This is a genomic window from Mesorhizobium sp. M1E.F.Ca.ET.063.01.1.1 (assembly GCF_003998155.1).
Lineage (GTDB): Bacteria > Pseudomonadota > Alphaproteobacteria > Rhizobiales > Rhizobiaceae > Mesorhizobium.
On record NZ_RZSC01001796.1, the window covers coordinates 1 to 385 of the forward strand.

Annotated in this window: 1 protein-coding gene; it reads left to right on the forward strand. The window is 62.9% G+C overall.

Annotated elements, in window-relative coordinates; all coding sequences use genetic code 11:
- Positions 1 to 385 (forward strand): HAD family hydrolase (locus EOA29_RS40915; RefSeq protein WP_127222631.1); only part of this gene is annotated, 385 nt, incomplete at both ends.

Here is a 385-nt window from a genome sequence, read left to right on the forward strand (position 1 = left end):
GTGTCGCTTCGCTCAAGGATGTTGTGGACGCCATGGCCACGGAAGGACTGCGCGTCTTGGGCGTCGCGCGTTCCAGCCATGCTGGCGATCAACTGCCGGACAAGCAGACTGAATTCGAATTTGAATTCTTGGGTCTCGTCGGGCTTGCCGATCCTCTGCGAGCGGAGGTTCCGGACGCGGTGAGCAATTGCCGCTCCGCCGGCATCAGAGTGATCATGATCACCGGGGACTATCCCGCGACAGCCAGAGCTATCGCCCGCGGGGCCGGGCTCGACTTCAACGATGTCGTCACCGGCGAAGAGCTCAAGGCGCAGGATGACGCAGCCCTGTCGGCGCGCGTGAAGACCGCAACGGTGTTCGCGCGGATCATGCCCGAGCAGAAACT